Consider the following 16,352-nt stretch of genomic DNA (forward strand, 5'->3'; position numbering starts at 1 on the left):
CCGCGAAGGATCTCGCCCAGAGGACCTCGGGACCTGGACGTCGGCCTGCCGTGCGGCACAGCCAGGGGCGAGGCAGGATATTCGGTGGCCCGGACGGGGCATCGCCGCCGACCATGGCCGGGTGAATGATCAGTGCGTCGAGCCGGAGCCCAGGTTCCGGGTAAGAGCCCGCCACACCGAGTCGACGATCACCGTCTACCAGGCATACCGCCCGGAGATCGGCCGCCCCGCCGCCCGCGACGGCCGTTTCCCGTCCTCGTGGAAGCGTGACCGGATGACATGGATCATCAAGCCGCGTTCACAGCCGATTTCCGTGATCTTGTGCCGCGACCGGAATCGTTTGCGTGGTTTGACGGTTGTCGGCTGAGCAGCCGAAGGGGCAGATCGCCGATTCAGTCGCGCCCTGCGCCGTCGCGCCACCACGGCTCTCTATCGACAACTTGGTATGGTGCGCAGGTTGCACCGCTTGGAGAGTCATGGCAGCGCTCAAGGGGAGAGGGGCCAGGCGACGATGCAGGCGCCAGAGGTCCCGCGCGCGGTGGCCGCGGCCATGTCGACCGCCTCATCACTTGGCCTGACAGTCGACGACGCGATCGTTCTTCATGACTCGAACAAGCTCACTCTGCGTCTGCTGCCTTGTGACGTCCTGGCCCGGGTGGCACCCGTAGCGCATCAGGTCGCACAGTTCGAAGTCGAGCTTGCCCAGCGGCTCACCGAGTCCGGGTGCCCTGTGGCTGCTCTCGAGCCTCGAGTGGAACCACGCGTCCATGAGCGTGATGGCTTCGTGGTCACGCTATGGACCTACTACGAACCCGTGACACCTCGAGAGGTCTCACCAGCCGACTACGCCAATGCGCTCGAGCGGCTGCACGCCGGCATGCGCAAGCTCGATGTCCCGACGCCGCACTTCACGGATCGAGTCGAGCAGGCTCAACAACTCGTGGCGAACCGGGACCGCACTCCGGCGCTCGCCGACGCGGACCGGGAGCTGCTCGGCGGCACGTTACGAAGCCTGAGACGAGTGATCGGCGAGCGCGGCGGCGCCGAGCAGCTGCTGCACGGCGAGCCGCACCCGGGCAACGTGCTCACCACGAAGAACGGGCTGCTGTTCATAGACCTTGAGACGTGTTGCCGTGGGCCCGTCGAATTCGACCTCGCCCATGCGCCCGAAGAAGTCAGCGAGCACTATCCGGGTGTCAATCAAGACTTGCTGCACGAGTGCCGGATCCTCGTGCTGGCGATGATCACAACGTGGCGCTGGGATCGAAGCGACCAACTCCCAAATGGGCGCCAGCTGGGCACAGAGTGGCTCAGCCAGATCCGAGCAGCACTCGATCGCAACGGCCTGGATACCCATGGCTGATCGCGGACCTTCGAGTTCGTAGCCGGCTGGCTGTTGATGTGGGGATCTACCGTGATCCTGGTTTTGGCCGGTCGCGGGCGAGAACCAGTCGCACATGTCGACGGCTCGGTTACCGATTCTGCCTCCGTCCAGAAAAGGTTTGTGAGCGCGGCTTGACGTGGATCAAGCCGTCGTTCCTGTGGATGATGTACCGCTGCGGCTGGGGCACCAAGGAGGGGCAGGAGACCGTCCTGGCCGTCGAGATCGCCCGGGACGGCTTCGTGTGGGCGCTGCGCAACGCCTGCCTCTCGCACCATGTGCCGGAGTTGCACGGCTACCGGGCGGCCTGGCGGCGGCAGTTGAAGCGGGCGCCCGCGCGCGTGCAGTGGGACCCGGAGCGCGATCCGCACTTCAATCCCCTGCCGTACCGGTCCCTGCAGCTCGGTCTCGACGGGGAGGCGGCGGTGCGGTACGCGGAGGAGTGGATCGTCGGTATCGAGGACGTCACCCCGCTCGCCGCCGAGGTTCACGCGCTGGTCCGGTCGGGTGAGGTGGAGCGGGCGGCGGCGCTGCTGCCCGAGGAGCGGCCCTTCCCGCTCGACGACGAGGTGCTGGGGCATCTGCGGGCCTAGGGTGATCGCATACGGGTGTCGTCGCTCGGTGCAGCGGAGGTCCGCATGAAACGTCTCGTGACAGTGGTCACCGGCGGCAGCCGGGGGATCGGTGCCGCGGTCTGCCGGCGGCTGGCGACCGAGGGACACGACGTGGTGGTGGGGTACGTCGGTGACACCGAGGCCGCCGAGGCGGTGGCCGACGAGGTGCTGGAGGCCGGGGCGCGTGGGGTCACCGTACGGATGGACACCTCGGTGGAGGCGGACGTCGAGCGGCTGTTCGCCATGGCGGAGGAGCGGCTCGGGCCGGTGACCGGATTGGTGAACAACGCCGGGGTGAGCGGACCGCTGGGCCGGCTCGCCGACACCTGCACCGCCGACCTGCGGCGGGTGGTGGAGGTCAACCTGCTGGGGACACTGCTGTGTTCGCGTCGCGCCGCACAGCTCATGGCGCCCCGGAGGAACGGTGTGATCGTGAACGTGTCCTCCGCGGCCGCCACGCTCGGCAGTCCCGGGGAGTTCGTCCACTACGCCGCGACGAAGGCCGCCGTGGACGCCCTGACGCTGGGCCTGGCCAAGGAGCTCGGCCCGGACGGCATCCGCGTCAACGCGGTCGCGCCCGGCATGATCGACACCGACATGCACGCGGCGATGGGCGACCCGGACCGGGTCCGGCGTGCCGCCGGCACGATCCCGCTGGGCCGCCCCGGCCGGGCCGAGGAGATCGCCGCGGCCGTCGCATGGCTGATGTCACCGGACGCCTCCTACACAACGGGAGCGGTGCTGCGGGTGTCGGGCGGGCGCTAGGTGTATTGATCACGAGCGGCGTCAGGCCGCCTCGATGACCCGGTCGCGGATGGCAGCGGCCCACTCGACCACCAGCAACTCGTACTCCGCGCGCTCCTGGGCCGACAAGGACCCGCCGGAGCGCAACCACAGCGACCGGATCTGCTCGTTCAGCTCGGCAGCAGACCGCACGGAACCAGGGGCCACTGAATCGGGGGACATGGCCCAAGCCTAGGGGTAAGCACTGACTCTGCGCTACCGGACCGCTACAGCGGCCGTATCCCTCGGTGCCCTCGGGCGGCGCCGCAGGTGGTGGCGCTTGCGCCAGGCGATCGCCGTACCCAGCAGGGCCGGTACGGCGATGCAGGCCAGCGCGGCGAGGAAGGCCGGGGAGGTCGGTGCGGAGGCACGGGCGCCGGCGACGGCGTAGGCGGCGGTGTTCGGGACGGAGCCGAGGGCGGTGGCGAGGAGGAACGCGGACCAGCCCATGCGGGAGACGGCGGCGCAGTAGTTCGCCGCCCAGAACGGAACCCCGGGGAAGAGCCGGGCCGCCATCATCGAACGGAAGCCGTGCCGGCTGAGCTGCCCGTCCGCCGCCTTCAGCAGCCGGCCGCGCAGCAGCGGCCGTAGCGCGTCCTGGCCCAGGAGCCGGCCGAGGCCGAAGGCCACCCCGGCCCCCAGCACCGTGCCGCCCAGCGCCGCCGTCAGCCCCAGCTGGGAGCCGAACAGCGCGCCCGCGGCGAGGTTCAGCAGGGGTCGCGGCACGAACGCCACCGTGCACAGCCCGTACGCTACCGCGAACACCACCGCCGCGGCGGTCCCGCCGAGGTGCGGCGGCCAGCCGTGCGCCAGCAGTCTCTGCGGCTGGAAGAGCAGTACGGACACACCGGACGCCGCGAGCAGAACGAGCAGCAGGGACAGCCGCGACCAGGGCGACAGCAGCACTCTCGCGCAGACCGCGGAGGTGGCCCCGGAGCGGGTGGTGGCATCGAGCATCCGGTGACATTAACCGACGGATATGTGTGATCGCCGTATCGTCCGTCTCATGCCCGAACTCGCCCGCCGGGAAAATCATTCGACGCGGGCTGGCGGGTCGTAGAGGATCGACGTCATGTTCCGGCACGCCTTCGTCCTCGCAGCATCCGCGGTCGCGGATGCCCCGAAGGCTGCCGTCCTGGTCCTCCTGGCCACGGTCGACGGCGCCCGAAGCTGACCCTTCCCGGATCGTCCGGCGGACCCCGCAGGGGGAGGGTCGGCAAGTCCTCGGGGTCCCCGCTTCACCTACCAGGCTTTGAGGAACAGCCATGCCCAAGACGGCGTACGTGCGCACCAAACCGCATCTGAACATCGGCACCATGGGCCACGTCGACCACGGCAAGACCACGCTGACCGCCGCCATCACGAAGGTGCTGGCCGAGCGCGGCACCGGCACGTTCGTGCCGTTCGACCGCATCGACCGGGCCCCGGAGGAGGCCGCGCGCGGCATCACCATCAACATCGCGCACGTCGAGTACGAGACCGACACCCGGCATTACGCGCACGTGGACATGCCGGGCCACGCCGACTACGTCAAGAACATGGTCACCGGGGCGGCGCAGCTCGACGGGGCGATCCTCGTCGTGTCCGCGCTCGACGGGATCATGCCGCAGACCGCCGAACACGTGCTGCTCGCCCGGCAGGTGGGCGTCGACCACGTCGTCGTCGCGTTGAACAAGGCCGACGCCGTCGACGACGGTGAGGACGCAGTGCTCGTCGACCTCGTCGAACTGGAGGTCCGCGACCTGCTCACCGAGCACGGCTACGCCGGCGACGCGGTACCCGTCGTACGGGTCTCCGGGCTGAAGGCCCTGGAGGGCGACCCGCGGTGGACGGCGTCGATCGAGGCTCTGCTCGACGCGGTGGACACCTATGTGCCGATGCCCGAGCGGTACCTGGACGCGCCGTTCCTGCTGCCGGTGGAGAACGTGCTCACCATCACCGGCCGGGGAACCGTGGTGACGGGCGCGGTCGAACGCGGCACCGTCCGCGTCGGCGACCGGGTCGAGGTGCTCGGCGCCGACGTGGAGACGGTGGTCACCGGCCTGGAGACCTTCGGCAAGCCGATGGCTCAGGCGCAGGCCGGGGACAACGTGGCGCTGCTGCTGCGCGGTGTGCCGCGCGACGCGGTCCGCCGCGGCCATGTCGTCGCGGCGCCGGGCAGCGTGGCCCCGCGCCGGCGCTTCACCGCGCGGGTGTACGTCCTCTCGGCGCGCGAGGGCGGCCGTACGACACCGGTGTCCACCGGCTACCGGCCGCAGTTCTACATCCGCACGGCGGACGTGGTGGGCGACATCGACCTCGGTGAGGGGGCCGTCGCGCGGCCCGGCGACACGGTCACCATGACCGTGGAGCTCGGGCGCGAGGTGCCTCTGGAGCCGGGGCTCGGGTTCGCCGTCCGTGAGGGCGGGCGGACCGTCGGCGCGGGGACCGTGACCGCCGTCGAGTGAGGGGTGCCGCGCGAGCGGGGTGGCGGACCGGCACAATGGAGCCGTGACCGAGCCGATACCCGTGACCCGAGCCGTCGATCACGGGACCGCCAAGCTGATGCCCGACGTCGACCGCGAACGGGCCTGGCTGCTGACCGTGGACGGCGCGCCGCAGTCGTACGTCGATCTGGACGCGCCCGCCCACCTGGAGTTCGAGTACGCGCGGCGGCTCGGGCACGTCCTGGACACGGTTGCGGAGCCGGGGCGTCCGCTGGACGTGCTGCACCTCGGCGGGGGCGCCCTCACCCTGCCGCGCTACGTGGCCGCGACCCGCCCCGGCTCCCGGCAGGACGTCGTCGAGGCGGACCGCGCCCTGCTGGAACTGGTCGTCGACCGTCTCCCGCTCCCCGACGGCTCCGGCATCGCGCTGCACACCGCCGACGCCCGCGCCTGGCTGGAGGCTGCCCCGGACGACTCGGCGGACGTCCTGATCGCGGACGTCTTCGGGGGCTCCCGGGTCCCCGCCCACCTCACCTCCCTCGCCTACGCCCGCGAGGCGGAGCGCGTGCTGCGGACCGGCGGCGTCTATCTCGCCAACCTCCCCGACGGCGCGCCCTTCGCCTTCCTGCGCTCCCAACTCGCCACCTTCGCGGCGGTCTTCGAGGAGCTCGTGCTGATCGCCGAGCCGGCGATGCTGCGCGGCCGCCGCTTCGGGAACGCGGTGCTGACCGCCGCGCACCGCCCCCTCGACACGGCCGCCCTGACCCGGCTGACCGCCTCCGACGTCTTCCCCGCCCGAGTGGAACACGGCGCCGCCCTACGGGAGTTCATCGGCGCCGCCGAGCCGGTGGGGGACGAGGACGCCGTACCGTCGCCCGAGCCCCCGGACGGCGCGTTCGGCGTCGGCTGATCCGCCGCCCATGTCCACGCCCACGCCCACGTCCAGGTCCACGTCCGGTCAGCCGGTGGGTTTGCCGTGCAGCCGGACCGTGCTGAGGATCTGCATGATGGTCGCGGTGGGAACCTCCTCCTTGACGCCCTTGGCGCCGTAGAAGTTCCAGGAGACGAAGTCGCCGGCGGAGTTCTTGAAGCCGAAGGTGAGTGCCTTGCCGTCGCTCGCGCACTTGCCCTTCTGGGGCGTGTTGGTCGACCGGGCCCAGGCGATGCTGCCCTCGATGCCCGACTTGGTCGTGTACGGCTTGGCCTTCTCGTCGAACGAGAGGCTCTTCTTGTCGGGCTGGGTGTAGCCGCCGTAGACCCACCAGGCCACGGTGTTCACCGCCACCTCGTTGGTGTCCTTGGCGCCGTTGGCCCCCTTGGAGCCCACCGCGGCCAGTGACGTGTCCTCCGTGCGGCCGTCCTTGTCGTCGTCGGACGTGCACCACTTCGACTTGTACTTGGCCACCCCGGACATGATGGCGAGCGGCTTGCCGTCCTTGTCCTCGAAGCCGATGCTCAGACCCGGGGACTCGACCTCCCAGCCGGCCGGCACGTCGAAGGCTATGCCCCGCTTGGGGTTGACGACGACCTTCCAGCCGGGGATCGTCGGCTCCGCCGCCTCCGTGCCGCGGGGGTTGTCGTCCGACGCGGAGCCGGAGGCGCTCGGGTCGGTGGAGGCGCCGGTGGAGGCCGGGGCGGAGGGCGACTGGCCGGCCTTGGCGTCGGCCCTGTCGCTTTTGTCGTCCTTGTCTCCGCCGAGGACCAGGAAACCGGTCACGCCGGCGGTCACCACCACGGCTGTGGCGGCGATGATCGCGACGAGCTTCGTCCGGTTGCCGCCCCCGCCGTCGCCCTTCGGCGGCTGCAACCCGTCCATGGGTGCGGTCGCGCCCCACTGCGGCTGCTGGGCGTACGGGTTGGGCTGCTGGTAGCCGGGCTGCTGGTAAGGGTTCGGCTGTGGGTACCCCGGCTGCTGGTACGGGTTGTTCTGCGGGTTCTGCTCGCCCCCGGGCGGCTGCTGTCCTGGCCACATGGGCAGTAACCCTAGTGCCGCCGGGGACACGATTCGGTCACTGCCTTTTGTCAGGGACGTACCAGTGATGGGTGCGGGCGTCGGCCGCCGGCTCTGGCCAGAATCGGCTACTGGTGGGTAACATCTTTGTATGGGTGCAGACCAGATGTCGATCGGCGAGATGCTCGCCGCCACCGTGCCGATGGCCCGGACCTTGAACCTCGAGTTCCTCGAGGCCACCGCGGAGAAGGCGGTGGTGGCCCTGCCGGACCAGGGCGCCTACCGCAACCACGTGGGCGGGCCGCACGCCGGCGCGATGTTCACGCTCGGGGAGTCCGCCAGCGGCGCGATCGTGCTGGCCGCGTTCGGGGACCTGCTCTCGCGCGCGGTGCCGCTCGCGGTGCGGGCCGAGATCGCCTACAGGAAGCTGGCCATGGGTGCTGTCACCGCCACCGCGACCCTGGGCCGCCCGGCCGCCGACGTCGTCGCGGAACTCGACGCGGGGCAGCGGCCGGAGTTCCCGGTGACCATCGAGATCCGGCGTGCGGACGGGGCCGTCACCGGGGAGATGACGGTCGTCTGGACGCTGTGGCCCAACGGCTGAACGGCTCCAGGGCAAGGGGAGTGGTCCACGAGAAATGTGGGAGCACGCTGTGGGGGAGGAATTGAGGGTTTCTCGTGTTGTTCGGCCACCCATGCGCGCACGTTGACGGCCCTGCAGTCGGCATTCTTCGAATACGGGTGCGGATACTGACGGTAACCACCTTGCATTTCCCGCCTTTTGAGGCTGTGGTCTTTCGAACTGCTTGTTCGCTGTGAGCCGCGTGTGCGAAGGTGACGCCCATTCCATGTGCCGTCATGCGGCTGGAAGGAAATGGTGCAGTGCAGTCCCCCCACCTCCCACGCCCTCCCCACCCACCCCACTCCGGTACGACGCCGGGGGAGTCCGACCGCGGCCTCGTCGCCCGGCTGCGGGACCCCGAAGGCGGCCACCACGCCGTCGCGCCGCTGCTCGCCCGGCACTGGCGGGCGACCTACGACTACGCGGCCATCTGTCTTACCGCTCAGGGAAGTTCGGCCGCCATGGTGGCCACCGCCGCCTTCCGGCAGGTGCTGCGCCGGCCGGAAGGCGGCGCCCTGCGTCCGCAACTCCTCGTCGCCGCCCGCGAGGTGGTCCGGGAGTGGGCCGGCGACGAGACGGCATGCGCCGTACTGCCGGAACTCAGCAGACCCACGGGCGGCCGCGGGCTGCGCGCGGTGGCGTCCATGACGCCCCCGAAGCGGCAACTCGCCGACCGGGCTTTCCAGGCGCTTCCCGGGGCCTTCCAGTGCCTGCTCTGGCATACCGAGGTCGAGGCCGAACCCATAACCGTACCGGCCGGTCTGCTGGCCATTGACGCCGATACCGCGAAAGAAGCGCTGCGGCGGGCCCGGGAACAATTCCGGGCGGGCTGCGTACGCGCCCACCGGGAACTCGCGCCGACCAAGGAATGCCGCTTCTACAACCGTCTCCTCGACGCCCCCGTGCGCCGGGGCGGCGCGCTGCTGTCCGACGCCCAGCCTCATTCGCGGGCGTGCCCCCACTGCCGGCACGCCGCCGAACAGCTCAGTCACTTCGACGGCGGACTCGAGGTCCTGCTCACCGAGACGGTGCTCGGCTGGGGCGCCCGCCGCTATCTCGACTCCCGCCCGGCCCGCGCCCCGCGAAGGGCGTCGCACGAGCCGCCGTACGAGACGCGGCCCGACCCGTTGCACAGGTACCGCACGGCCCTGGCCCTGGGCGTCGGACTCACCACTCTGGCCCTGCTCGCCACCGTGCTCGTCGTCAAGGGCTGGACGGACGACCACGCCGTTCCCGGCCCTCGTGCCAACGGGGGAACGCACAGCACGGGCTCCGCCCGCCCGGGCGTCACCGACGAACCTTCGCCGGCCGTGTCCGCCGCCTTTGGGCCCCGGCCCTCGGAGGTGACCCACGGCCGCCCCGTGCAGGCGGGCGAGGCGGCCCCGGAGGCCGGCGAACCGTGCCGGGACGCCACCTCCCCGCAGCCGAGGTACGAGACGCGGGGCCACCGCGGCGGCTGCCTCACGGCCGGGCCGCACGTGCGGAAGCCCGTGGCGGGGCACATCGTCGGCGCCCTGGCCTCGGGAACGCACGTGCGATCCGTGGGTCCCCGTCCCGGAAGGCCGACCCGGTAGTCTTCCCGGGGGCGCTCTTCGCGGGCGCCCCGGGAAGACATGGACGCGAAACGGGGAGGAACCGGCGGTGCACGTCCAGGAGTGGCTCGAAACGGTACCCGCGGCCGCCGTCTACGCCGTGGTGGGCGTGATCATCGGTCTGGAGAGCCTGGGCATTCCGCTGCCCGGCGAGATCGTCCTGGTCTCCGCCGCCCTGCTGTCCTCCCAGCACTCGGGCATCAACCCCGTGATCCTCGGCATGTGCGCCACCATCGGCGCGGTCGTCGGCGACTCCATCGGCTACGCCATCGGCCGCAGGGGCGGCAGACCGCTGCTCGCCTGGCTGGGGAAGAAGTTCCCCAAGCACTTCGGCGAGGGACACATCGCCACCGCGGAACGGTCCTTCGAGAAGTGGGGCATGTGGGCGGTCTTCTTCGGCCGTTTCGTCGCCCTGCTGCGCATCTTCGCCGGCCCCCTCGCGGGTGTGCTGCGGATGCCGTACTGGAAGTTCTTCATCGCCAACGTCCTCGGCGGCATCTGCTGGGCGGGCGGCACCACGGCGGTCATCTACTACGTCGGTGTGGTGGCCGAGTCCTGGCTGAAGAAGTTCTCGTGGGTGGGCCTGGTGGCGGCCGTGCTCATCGGGCTCGGCTCGATGCTGATGCTCAAGCGCAAGGCGAAGAAGGCACAGGCCGAGCACCGCGCGCGCGAGACCGAGGAACCGGAACCCGTTCCCGCCGGGGAGTGAGCGGCGCGCCCCCAGGGTGTGCGTGGGGGCCGCGCCGGTGCGCAGGTCCTAGTCGTGCACCTCGCGGTGCGCCCTCGCGAGCTCCGCGTACAGGGTGCCGTTCAGCGTGATCCCCTGGCGCTCCTCCTCCGTCAGCTCCCGCCTGACCTTGGCGGGCACCCCCGCGACCAGTGACCCCGGCGGCACCCGCATGCCCTGCGGCACCAGTGCCTGCGCGGCCACCAGGGAACCCGCGCCGATCACCGCGCCGTTCAGCACCGTAGCGCCCATGCCGATCAGGCAGTCGTCCTCGACGGTCGCGCCGTGCACCACCGCGTTGTGCCCGATGGAGACGCGCTCGCCGACGCCGACCGGGAAGCCCGGGTCGGCGTGCAGGGTGCAGTTGTCCTGGACGTTGCTGCTCGCGCCGACGGCGATCCGCTCGACGTCGCCGCGCAGCACCGCGCCGTACCAGACGCTCGCGCCCGCGCCCAGTGACACGTCACCGATCACCGTGGCCGTGGGCGCCACGAACGCCTCCTCGTCCACCCGCGGCTCCCGGCCGCCGATGCCCGCGATCAGCGCCTTGTGCGTCATCCTCGTCCTACCTTTCACGGCATGGGTCCGACGGCACCGTACGTCATCCGGTGGGGCGAAGATCACAGGCGTTGCGGCTCATGGGGGCGGCCGGGCCTGAGTACGGTGAGCGGGTGCCCAAGCGCAAGAACACGTTCTCATCATGGCGGCGCCGCCTCGCCCAGCGTGCCGTCCACGCGGGCTGGGCCTGGGTACAGCGCACGGGCTCCGTCACGGCCGAGCACCCCGGACGCCTCCGCTTCGGCGCGATGGGAACAGGTACCAGGCTGGCCTTCCCGCTCGGCACGGTCTTCGGCGAGCCGTGGATCCACCTGGGCGCGCACTGCATCATCGGCGAGCAGGTCACGCTGACCGCCGGTCTGATGCCCGATCTCGACCTCGGCCCCGAGCCGATCCTGCGCATCGGCGACGGGGTGGTCCTCGGCCGCGGCAGTCACGTCATCGCCGACACCACGGTCACCATCGGCAGCGACTGCTACTTCGGGCCGTACGTCTACGTCACCTCCACCAACCACTCCTACGACGACCCGCACCAGCCCATCGGCAGGCAGTGGCCCCGGATGGAGCCGGTGGAGATCGGCCCGGGCTGTTGGATCGGCACCGGCGCGGTGATCCTGCCGGGGGCGCGGATCGGGCGGAACGTCGTGGTGGCGGCCGGTGCGGTGGTCCGCGGCGAGGTGCCCGACCACGCGGTGGTCGCCGGGGCGCCCGCCCGGGTCGTGCGCCGCTGGACGGCTGCCGAGGGCTGGCAGCCGCCGCTGAGGACTCCGGCTCCGGTGCCGATACCGGAGGGCGTCACTCCGGAGCAGTTGCTGGCACTGGCGGACCTGGACGAGGAGAGCGCGGCCCGCCTGGCCGAGTTGGACAGGGAGGGGGACTCCCGGCTTGCCGGGCTGGAGACCGAGGGCTGACCTGCCCATGGCCGCCCGGCCGCGTGCTCAGCCCGTCGCCAGCAGCAGCGTCCCCACCAGCGCCAGACCCGCTCCCGCCGCCTGCACCGCCCGCAGCCGTTCGCTGAGGAAGCCGCGGGCGGCCAGCGCGGTCACCACCGGGTAGAGGGAGGCGAGGACGGCGGCCACCATGATCGGACCGTGCTGGGCGGCGACCGAGTACGTGCCGTTGGCCGCCACGTCCGCGAGGCCGACGAAGCCCAGCGCGGGCAGCGTGCGCCAGGGGAGGCCGCCCTGCGGCAGTACGGCCCCGCCCCGCCGCGAGGAGACGTAGAGCGCGGTCCCGCCCACCGCCACGTTGGTGGCGCGCTGCACGAAGAGCGCGAGGAACAGACCGGTGACCGTGGTGGAGGCCTCGGCGATCAGCGCGAGCACCGTGCCGAAGCCGAGCGCCGCGATCAGCGTCAGCCAGATCGTCTGCCGCTGTACGGCGGCGCCCCCCAGCCGCGGCCCGCCCGCGAGCACCACACCGGTGACGGCGACCGCGATGCCCGCGACCTGCAGCAGCCCCGGCCGTTCGCCCAGCACCAGGCCGACCGAGAGGGGCACGGCCACGGCCAGTGAGGCGAGCGGCGAGACCACCCCCATCGGGCCCAGGGCGAGCGCCTTGTAGAAGCAGAGCATGGCGGCCGGCCCGATCAGCCCCGCGGCGAACGCGAACCACAGCCGCGGGCCGGCCTCGCTCCAGCCGCCGGTGGCGAGGACGATCACCCCCAGTACGGCCGCCGCGATGCTCTGGGAGACCACGACGACGGTCAGGGCCGGGCTGCGCCGCGTGAGCAGCCCGCCGCCGAAGTCGGCCAGGCCCCACAGGAGGCTGGTGACCAGGGCGAAGAGTGCTGTCACGGCGTACCTCGCAGTACAGTTCGGTGGACGATCGGGTGCAGCCCACCGTAGTACAGCGAAGTGAACTCTGTCATCCAGAATATTGGACGGAATGTGTCGGACCTCGAACTGCTGACCCAGTCCCTGGCGCGCAACGTCAAGCGCTGGCGCACCGAGCGCGGCTTCACCCTGGACACGCTCGCCGCGCGCGCGGGTGTGAGCCGCGGCATGCTCATCCAGATCGAGCAGGCCCGCACCAACCCCAGCCTCGGCACCGTCGTCAAGATCGGTGACGCGCTCGGCGTCAGCATCACCACCCTGCTCGACTACGAGCAGGGCCCGAGGGTCCGGATCGTCTCCGCCGACCAGGCCGTCCGTCTGTGGCACACCGACGCCGGCAGCTACAACCGGCTGCTCGCCGGGGCCGAGGCGCCCGGTCCGCTGGAGATGTGGGAGTGGCGCCTGATGCCCGGCGAGCACAGCCCGTCCGACCCGCATCCCGCCGGCACCGTCGAACTGGTGCACGTCACCGCGGGGGAGCTGACGCTCACGGTCGACACGGTGGAGTACCGGGTGCCGACGGGCGCCAGCGCCTCCTTCGAGGCCGCCACCCCGCACACGTACGCCAACGACGGCGCCGTACCGATGGACATGGTCATGGCGGTCTCGGTGCCGCCCGTGCACTGAGACGTCCGGCCGGGCCGTGCCGCGCGGCTGTTAGCGTGCGGTCATGCGCGCACCCATCGGGAACTTCGGCCAGGCCACCCCCGCCCCCGACTGCCTCGACCGGCTGACCCGCCCGGTCGCCGACGCCGTACGCCACTGGCGCGGCAGCGTCCCGGCCGACCAGATCCTCTACGTCGAGACCGACCCGCAGTGGGCCGACACCGCCGTCTTCGTCGAGCACTACGGCCAGGACCTGCTCGAGACGTCCGCGAACTGCGTGGTCGTGGCGGGCAGGCGCGGCGGAGAGACCCGGCTGGCCGCGTGCCTGGCGCTGTCCACCACGCGTGTCGACGTCAACGGCGTCGTACGCCGCCGGCTGGGCGCCCGCAAGGCCTCCTTCGCGCCGATGGACGTGGCCACGGGGGAGACCGGCATGGAGTACGGCGGCATCACCCCGCTCGGCCTGCCCGACGGCTGGCCCGTCCTGATCGACTCCGCCGTCGTCGACCTGCCGTACGTCCTCGTCGGCAGCGGCCGCCGCCGCGGCAAACTGCTCGTGCCGGGCAAGGCGTTCGCCGAACTGCCGGGAGCCGTGGTGCTGGAGGGGCTGGGGATCTGACCCCCGCGGATCAGCCCAGGCGGGGGATCTCGATGGCCGGGCAGCGGTCCATGACCATGTCGAGGCCCGCCGCCCGGGTGCGCTCGTAGGCGGCCTCGTCGACGACGCCGAGCTGGAACCAGACGGCCTTCGCACCCTTGGCGACCGCCTCGTCCGCGACCGGGCCGGCCAGGTCGCTGTTGACGAACACGTCGACCACGTCCACGTCGAACGGGATGTCCTCGAGGGCGGCGTAGCCCTGCTCGCCGTGCACCGTCTCCGCCTTGGGGTGGACCGGGACGACGCGCTTGCCGAAACGCCGCAGCACCTCGGCGACGCCGTACGCGGCCCGGCCGCGGTTCGACGACAGGCCCACGACGGCCCAGGTGTCACCGAGTTCGGTCAGGATCTTCCGGATCGTCGCCGCGTCGCCGTACACCTGGGGTCTCCTCGTCTGGGGGTGAGTCTCGGGGCAAGGGGTGCCGTCGGGGCAACATCGGCGGTCGCCCGGCGATTCCCGGGCGGGCTCGGGGGCTCGCGGGGGCGGGAATGAGGCCCAGTCCTGTCCGGAACGTGCCCCGCATGCCTGCGCGCGGCCGTCCGGCCGCTTACGCTCGGGCCGTGCTGCGCATCATCGACGCCCGAACCGGCGAGCCCGTGGAGGCCGCCCCCGCCCGCCGCGGCCTGACCCGTGTCGAGGCGCACGCGTCGGGCTTCGACGCCTCGGGCCTGCGCGTGCTGCTGGTCGCCGACGTCCTCGTCCGCGCCCTCGAGCTGAGCGGCACGCCCGTGTGGGCCATGCTGACCGGCGACCGGGAACAGGCGGAACTGCGGGCGGGCGCCACGGCCCTCGGCGTCCGGCCCTTCGAGGACAGCCGCGACCTGGGCGCCGCCCTCGGCGAGGCCCAGGTCCTCCACGTGGCCGCCGAGGGCGGTGCCGAGGCGTCCGGTGGCGTCCGGATCGCCGTCGCGCCCGTCGACGCGGCGGTGCCCGTCGTGCCCGCGGCCGCCGACGACCCCGCCGCCTGGCGCCTGGCCCTGCTCGCCCGTGGCCGCACCGTGCCGGTACGGCTCGACGCCGCCGCGCTGGACGAGGCCCGCCGGGCCCTCGCGCGCTGGCGCCGCGCGGTCGCCGACTGGGCGCGGCGGCCCTCGCGCCCGATCCCCGACGAGGTACGCGGCCGGCTGCGCGGCGCCTGGGAGGACGACCTGGACGTCCCGGCGGTCCTGCGGGTACTGGAGTGGGTGGGGACCCATCCGGACCTGGCGGACGGGGCGCGCTTCGAGACGTACGCGTACGCGGACCGGCTGCTCGGCCTCGACCTCACCCGCGACCTGGGAGGTACGGCGTGAACATCCGCGCGGGAGCCGGCCCGCTGCGCCGCCTGGTGGTCCTGCGCCATGCCAAGTCCGCCCGGCCCGAGGGCGTCGCCGACCACGACCGCCCGCTCGCGCCCCGCGGCCGTAGGGACGCGCCCGCGGCGGGGCGCGCGCTCGCCGAGGCCGACTGCCTGCCGGACCTCGCGCTGTGCTCCACCGCCCTGCGCGCCCGCCAGACCTGGGAGCTGGCCTCGGCCCAGTGGGGCACCCCGCCACCCGTGCGCTACGTCTCCGAGCTGTACGCCGCCGACGTCTTCGACCTGCTGGCGGCCGTGCGCAAGGCGCCGCCCGAGGTCGAGACGCTGCTGCTCGTCGGGCACAACCCGGGCCTGGAGGATCTGGTCCTGGAGCTGGCCGGGGACAGTCTGGACGACACGCTCGACCGGCTCCGCGTGAAGTTCCCGACCTCCGCGATCGCCGTCCTGTCCTGGCACGGCCTCACCTGGCGGTCGCTCACGCCCCGCGCCGCCCTCCTGACCGACTTCATGGTGCCGCGGGGCGCGAAGCACTGAAGGGGGGCGCGCCGGCGCCGGAGCCGTACCTCGGGCGGAGGTGCTCCGGCCGGTCCGCATAGGCTGGGCGAATGCAGGACGAGTACCGCACAGTCGCACGCGCGGGCGTGCACGAGACCGAGATCAACCGCTCCCGCTTCCTGTGCGCGCTCGCCCCGGCGGCCACCGAGCAGGAGGCCCAGGACTTCGTCGCCGCCGTCCGCAAGGAGCACGCGGACGCCACGCACAACTGCTGGGCCTACGTCATCGGCGCCGACGCCGGCGTCCAGAGGGCGAGCGACGACGGCGAACCCGGCGGCACCGCCGGCGTCCCCATGCTCCAGATGCTGCTGCGCCGCGACATGCGGTACGTCGTCGCCGTCGTCACCCGCTACTACGGCGGCATCAAGCTCGGCGCGGGCGGACTCATCCGGGCCTACGGCGGAGCCGTCGGCGAGGCCCTGGACGCGCTCGGCACCCGCACCCGCCGCAGGTTCCGCATCGCCACGGTGACCGTGGACCACCAGCGGGCCGGCAAGGTGCAGAACGACCTCAGGGCCACCGGCCGCGAGGTGCGCGACGTGCGCTACGGCGAGGCGGTCACCATCGAGATCGGCCTGCCGGACGCCGACGTGGACACCTTCCGGAGCTGGCTGGCGGACGCCACGGCCGGAACGGCCGGGTTCGAACTGGGCGGTGAAGCCTACGGAGATGCGTGACAGAACGGGCGTATTGGCGTCAATCAACCTGTACGGCGCCGTGCATGACGGTTGATACGGGAGTAACCG

General features: G+C 72.1%; 20 protein-coding genes and 1 pseudogene. 15 read left to right on the forward strand and 6 right to left on the reverse strand.

Annotated elements, in window-relative coordinates; all coding sequences use genetic code 11:
- Positions 1–121: 121 nt before the first annotated feature.
- The 4 genes and pseudogenes from ACX25U_RS30765 to ACX25U_RS30780 form a co-directional block, all read left to right on the forward strand.
- Positions 122–286 (forward strand): annotated as a pseudogene (locus ACX25U_RS30765) (DUF4291 family protein); the annotation flags it as partial.
- A gap of 225 nt (positions 287–511) precedes the next feature.
- Entirely contained in the window at positions 512–1,363 is an 852-nt protein-coding gene (locus ACX25U_RS30770) for a phosphotransferase enzyme family protein (RefSeq protein ID WP_454384851.1), read from the forward strand.
- Positions 1,360–1,974 (forward strand): DUF4291 domain-containing protein, encoded by a 615-nt coding sequence (locus ACX25U_RS30775; RefSeq protein ID WP_454394592.1) that lies wholly within the window; start codon positions 1,360–1,362, stop codon positions 1,972–1,974. Before ACX25U_RS30770 ends, ACX25U_RS30775 begins: the two co-directional genes overlap by 4 nt.
- Positions 1,975–2,019: 45 nt before the next feature.
- Positions 2,020–2,760 (forward strand): SDR family NAD(P)-dependent oxidoreductase, encoded by a 741-nt coding sequence (locus tag ACX25U_RS30780; protein WP_454384853.1) that lies wholly within the window; start codon positions 2,020–2,022, stop codon positions 2,758–2,760.
- 21 nt (positions 2,761–2,781) lie between these two features.
- Here ACX25U_RS30780 and ACX25U_RS30785 read toward each other — a convergent pair whose 3' ends face one another.
- Together ACX25U_RS30785 and ACX25U_RS30790 are read right to left on the reverse strand one after the other, a co-directional pair.
- Positions 2,782–2,961 carry a hypothetical protein gene (locus ACX25U_RS30785; RefSeq protein WP_454384855.1) on the reverse strand — a complete coding sequence of 60 codons (180 nt, stop codon included), beginning with the start codon at positions 2,959–2,961 and terminating at the stop codon, positions 2,782–2,784.
- A 33-nt stretch (positions 2,962–2,994) separates the two neighbouring features.
- On the reverse strand, positions 2,995–3,735 hold the full coding sequence (locus tag ACX25U_RS30790; protein ID WP_454384857.1) for a TVP38/TMEM64 family protein: 741 nt from the start codon (positions 3,733–3,735) through the stop codon (positions 2,995–2,997).
- A 308-nt stretch (positions 3,736–4,043) separates the two neighbouring features.
- Here ACX25U_RS30790 and tuf point away from each other — a divergent pair, with 308 nt between their 5' ends.
- Together tuf and ACX25U_RS30800 are read left to right on the forward strand one after the other, a co-directional pair.
- A complete protein-coding gene (tuf, locus tag ACX25U_RS30795) occupies positions 4,044–5,225 on the forward strand; it encodes an elongation factor Tu (protein WP_454384858.1) in 1,182 nt (393 codons plus the stop codon).
- Between the two features lie 43 nt (positions 5,226–5,268).
- Positions 5,269–6,114: a spermidine synthase gene (locus ACX25U_RS30800; RefSeq protein WP_454384859.1), complete on the forward strand. Its 846-nt coding sequence runs from the start codon at positions 5,269–5,271 to the stop codon at positions 6,112–6,114.
- A 48-nt stretch (positions 6,115–6,162) separates the two neighbouring features.
- Here ACX25U_RS30800 and ACX25U_RS30805 read toward each other — a convergent pair whose 3' ends face one another.
- Complete coding sequence (locus tag ACX25U_RS30805; protein WP_454384860.1) at positions 6,163–7,176, reverse strand: hypothetical protein; 1,014 nt, start codon at positions 7,174–7,176, stop codon at positions 6,163–6,165.
- Positions 7,177–7,306: 130 nt separating this feature from the next.
- Between ACX25U_RS30805 and ACX25U_RS30810 the strand changes: the two genes are divergently transcribed.
- From ACX25U_RS30810 to ACX25U_RS30820, 3 genes are all read left to right on the forward strand, one after another.
- Positions 7,307–7,759, forward strand: coding sequence for a DUF4442 domain-containing protein (locus ACX25U_RS30810; RefSeq protein ID WP_454384862.1), 453 nt, complete (start codon positions 7,307–7,309; stop codon positions 7,757–7,759).
- A 278-nt stretch (positions 7,760–8,037) separates the two neighbouring features.
- Complete coding sequence (locus ACX25U_RS30815; protein ID WP_454384863.1) at positions 8,038–9,351, forward strand: hydrolase; 1,314 nt, start codon at positions 8,038–8,040, stop codon at positions 9,349–9,351.
- Between the two features lie 67 nt (positions 9,352–9,418).
- The gene (locus tag ACX25U_RS30820; protein WP_454384865.1) at positions 9,419–10,078 is read left to right on the forward strand and encodes a DedA family protein; all 660 of its coding nucleotides are present in this window, start codon (positions 9,419–9,421) and stop codon (positions 10,076–10,078) included.
- A 48-nt stretch (positions 10,079–10,126) separates the two neighbouring features.
- Here ACX25U_RS30820 and ACX25U_RS30825 read toward each other — a convergent pair whose 3' ends face one another.
- Complete coding sequence (locus tag ACX25U_RS30825) at positions 10,127–10,654, reverse strand: gamma carbonic anhydrase family protein (RefSeq protein WP_454384867.1); 528 nt, start codon at positions 10,652–10,654, stop codon at positions 10,127–10,129.
- An 80-nt stretch (positions 10,655–10,734) separates the two neighbouring features.
- On the opposite strand from ACX25U_RS30825, the gene ACX25U_RS30830 reads away from it, so the two are divergent.
- A complete protein-coding gene (locus tag ACX25U_RS30830; protein ID WP_454394594.1) occupies positions 10,735–11,565 on the forward strand; it encodes a DapH/DapD/GlmU-related protein in 831 nt (276 codons plus the stop codon).
- Positions 11,566–11,592: 27 nt separating this feature from the next.
- On the opposite strand, the gene ACX25U_RS30835 is transcribed toward ACX25U_RS30830, so the two are convergent.
- On the reverse strand, positions 11,593–12,450 hold the full coding sequence (locus ACX25U_RS30835; protein WP_454384868.1) for an EamA family transporter: 858 nt from the start codon (positions 12,448–12,450) through the stop codon (positions 11,593–11,595).
- Positions 12,451–12,543: 93 nt separating this feature from the next.
- Here ACX25U_RS30835 and ACX25U_RS30840 point away from each other — a divergent pair, with 93 nt between their 5' ends.
- The gene (locus ACX25U_RS30840; protein ID WP_454384869.1) at positions 12,544–13,116 is read left to right on the forward strand and encodes a helix-turn-helix domain-containing protein; all 573 of its coding nucleotides are present in this window, start codon (positions 12,544–12,546) and stop codon (positions 13,114–13,116) included.
- 43 nt (positions 13,117–13,159) lie between these two features.
- Entirely contained in the window at positions 13,160–13,714 is a 555-nt protein-coding gene (locus tag ACX25U_RS30845; RefSeq protein WP_454384871.1) for a YbaK/EbsC family protein, read from the forward strand.
- A 10-nt stretch (positions 13,715–13,724) separates the two neighbouring features.
- Here ACX25U_RS30845 and ACX25U_RS30850 read toward each other — a convergent pair whose 3' ends face one another.
- Positions 13,725–14,132 carry a CoA-binding protein gene (locus ACX25U_RS30850; RefSeq protein WP_454384873.1) on the reverse strand — a complete coding sequence of 136 codons (408 nt, stop codon included), beginning with the start codon at positions 14,130–14,132 and terminating at the stop codon, positions 13,725–13,727.
- Positions 14,133–14,275: 143 nt separating this feature from the next.
- Between ACX25U_RS30850 and ACX25U_RS30855 the strand changes: the two genes are divergently transcribed.
- The 3 genes from ACX25U_RS30855 (at position 14,276) to ACX25U_RS30865 (ending at position 16,283) form a co-directional block, all read left to right on the forward strand.
- A complete protein-coding gene (locus ACX25U_RS30855) occupies positions 14,276–15,046 on the forward strand; it encodes a hypothetical protein (protein ID WP_454384875.1) in 771 nt (256 codons plus the stop codon).
- A complete protein-coding gene (locus ACX25U_RS30860; protein ID WP_454384877.1) occupies positions 15,043–15,585 on the forward strand; it encodes a SixA phosphatase family protein in 543 nt (180 codons plus the stop codon). The genes ACX25U_RS30855 and ACX25U_RS30860 overlap by 4 nt, the downstream gene beginning before the upstream one ends.
- A 71-nt stretch (positions 15,586–15,656) precedes the next feature.
- Positions 15,657–16,283: a YigZ family protein gene (locus ACX25U_RS30865; protein WP_454384878.1), complete on the forward strand. Its 627-nt coding sequence runs from the start codon at positions 15,657–15,659 to the stop codon at positions 16,281–16,283.
- Positions 16,284–16,352 lie beyond the last annotated feature (69 nt).

The organism is Streptomyces sp. JNUCC 63 (assembly GCF_054366325.1).